General features: G+C 59.4%; 1 protein-coding gene. It reads left to right on the forward strand.

Annotation, left to right across the window (positions count from 1 at the left end; translation table 11 throughout):
• The coding region (locus ACIP1G_RS31835; RefSeq protein ID WP_400744592.1) for an immunoglobulin-like domain-containing protein at positions 1–3,444 on the forward strand (3,444 nt) is incomplete at both ends.

Consider the following 3,444-nt stretch of genomic DNA (forward strand, 5'->3'; position numbering starts at 1 on the left):
GGCGATCAACGATTCGACCGATAACACCACCGCGACCCTGACGGCGAACCCGTCGGTGACCGAAGGTGGCGTGATCACTTACACCGTGACCCTGAGCAATCCAGCCCAGACTCCGGTGACCGTGACCCTGTCCAACGGCCAGACCATCACCGTTGAAGCCGGCAAGACCCAGGGCAGCATCGACTTCCAGACCCCGGCCAATGACGTCTACAACAACGGCTCGACCGTTAGCGTGACCATCGAAAGCGCTACGGGTGGCAACTTCGAGCAGCTGACGCCGAACCCGACGCCGGCGTCGACTGTCATCAATGACAGTATCGATACCGTTACCGTGAGCATCGTCAGCAATGGCAATGTGACCGAAGATCAGCAGCCGTCCTTTACTGTAAAAGTAAGCCAGGCACTGGACCGTCCGCTGACTGTTACCCTGTCCAACGGCGAAAAGGTGACTATCGAAGCCGGTAAAACCGAAGTCGAGTACAAGGCCGCAGCACAGGGCGATGATGTCATCAAGGATGCTGGCGCCCTTACTCTCAGCGTCACTGACGCTACTGTGCCAGGTGCCACCTTCGAGAAACTGGAATTCGGTGCTCCAGCTACTGTTGAGATTTCGGACACCATTAGTGAGGTCGTAGCCAAGCTTACCGCTACGCCTTCGGTGACCGAAGGCGGCGAGATCACCTACACCATCACGCTGACCAGCAAAGATGGCTTGCCGATCAACAACCACTCGGCGCTGTACTTCAAGCTGGCCGACGGCACCAACATTGTGGTCGCGGCCAACAGCACCACCGGTTCGACCACTGTCACTGCCCCGGACAACGTCTACACCGGCACTAATCCGCCTGTGGTCAACGCTATCGCATCGGTCAGCGGCGCTGATGAGTGGAAGTTCGAGCAGCTGACCCTGGACAAGACCGAGGTCAAAACCCAGGTTACTGACGAGCCGGGTACTCCGGGCCACGAAGGTGACATCGTCAAGGTCACCATCGAGGCGAACGAAACGTCGGTCTTCGAGAACGAAAAACCGACCTTCACCGTCAAGATCAACACTGTGCTGGACCACGACCTGGTCGTGACCCTGAGCAACAACGCCAAGGTCACCATCAAGGCCGGCGAAACCAGCGCGCCTTACACCCACGATGCGCAGGGTGACGACGTTTACAAAGATGCCGGCGAAATCAGCCTGGGCATCAGCTCGGCGACGGACGCCACTGGCGCGACCTTCGAGAACCTGCAGCTGGGCGGCCCGGCTTCGGTCAAGGTCGAAGACACCACCAACGAGGTGGTGGCCAAACTGACGGCGACCCCTTCGGTGACCGAAGGCGGTGAGATCACCTACACCATCACGCTGACCAGCAAAGATGGCTTGCCGATCAACAACCACTCGGCGCTGTACTTCAAGCTGGCCGACGGCACCAACATTGTGGTCGCGGCCAACAGCACCACCGGTTCGACCACTGTCACTGCCCCGGACAACGTCTACACCGGCACTAATCCGCCTGTGGTCAACGCTATCGCATCGGTCAGCGGCGCTGATGAGTGGAAGTTCGAGCAGCTGACCCTGGACAAGACCGAGGTCAAAACCCAGGTTACTGACGAGCCGGGTACTCCGGGCCACGAAGGTGACATCGTCAAGGTCACCATCGAGGCGAACGAAACGTCGGTCTTCGAGAACGAAAAACCGACCTTCACCGTCAAGATCAACACTGTGCTGGACCACGACCTGGTCGTAACCCTGAGCAACAACGCCAAGGTCACCATCAAGGCCGGCGAAACCAGCGCGCCTTACACCCACGATGCGCAGGGTGACGACGTTTACAAAGATGCCGGCGAAATCAGCCTGGGCATCAGCTCGGCGACGGACGCCACTGGCGCGACCTTCGAGAACCTGCAGCTGGGCGGCCCGGCTTCGGTCAAGGTCGAAGACACCACCAACGAGGTGGTGGCCAAACTGACGGCGACCCCTTCGGTGACCGAAGGCGGTGAGATCACCTACACCATCACGCTGACCAGCAAAGATGGCTTGCCGATCAACAACCACTCGGCGCTGTACTTCACCCTCAGCGACAAGACTGTTGTTGTCGTGCCGGCAGACAGCATCACCGGCTCAATCACTGTGACTGCGCCGAATGACGTCTATGTAGGCGCTCAACCTGTAGTCAATTCGATCGACTCGGTAAGCGGTGCAGACGAGTGGAAGTTTGAAAAGCTGACTCTGGACAAGTCAGAGATCAGCACAACGGTTACAGATGGACCGGGCTCCGCGGACATCACCTGCTTGAACCTGTCTGCTACGCCGACGGTAGCCGAAGGTGGCAAGATCACCTACACCGCGACCTTGACCAACAAGGCCGGCACCGATCTGGTGATCAAGCTGAGTAATGGCGAAACGATCACCATTGCTGCCGGCTCCAAGGAAGCCTCGATCACCATCGACGCGCCAAGCGACGATGTGTATGTGGATGCCGAAGATCTGAGCGTGACCGTCACCACCACCACCGGTGGCGACTTTGAGAAGCTCGATGTCAGCAGCACGGCGGCTGTGACCAAGGTCACCGACACCATCGACACCACGACTGTGACCCTGACCGCCACGCAAAGCGTGGTCGAGGGCGGCGTGGTGACCTACACCGCCTCGGTCAACCACAAGGTCACCGGTTCGGACCTGGTGGTGAAACTGGACAACGGCCAGACCATCACCATCCCGGTGGGCGAGTCCTCGGCGTCGGTGCCGTTCACTGCACCGAACAACGTCTACAACACCAACCTGGACCTGACCAACAAGATCACCGACATCTCGGGTGGTAACTACGAGAAGACGGTGGCTGTTGGCGAACCGGTGACCACGGTCACTGACAACCCGGCTGTTCCGAACGCCACTGCGCTCACGCTGACGGCGACGGACACCGTGGCCGAAGGCGGCAAGATCACCTACACCGCCACCTTGACCAACAAGGCCGGCACCGATCTGGTGATCAAGCTGAGCAATGGCGAGACCATCACCATTGCTGCCGGCTCGAAAGAAGCCTCGATCACCATCGACGCACCGAGCGACGATGTGTACGTGGATGCCGAAGATCTCAGCGTGACCGTTACCAGCACCACCGGTGGTGATTTCGAGAAACTCGACGTCAGCAGCGCGGCGGCTGTGACCAAGGTCACCGACACCATCGACACCACGACTGTGACCCTGACCGCCACGCAAAGCGTGGTCGAGGGCGGCGTAGTGACCTATACCGCCTCGGTCAACCACAAGGTCACCGGTTCGGATCTGGTGGTGAAGCTGGACAACGGCCAGACCATCACCATCCCGGTGGGCGAGTCGTCGGCTTCGGTGCCGTTCACTGCGCCGAACAACGTCTACAACACCAACCTGGACTTGACCAACAAGATCACCGACATCTCGGGTGGTAATTACGAGAAGACCGTAGCCGTGGGCGA

This window comes from Pseudomonas sp. NPDC089392, from assembly GCF_044749595.1.
GTDB lineage: Bacteria > Pseudomonadota > Gammaproteobacteria > Pseudomonadales > Pseudomonadaceae > Aquipseudomonas.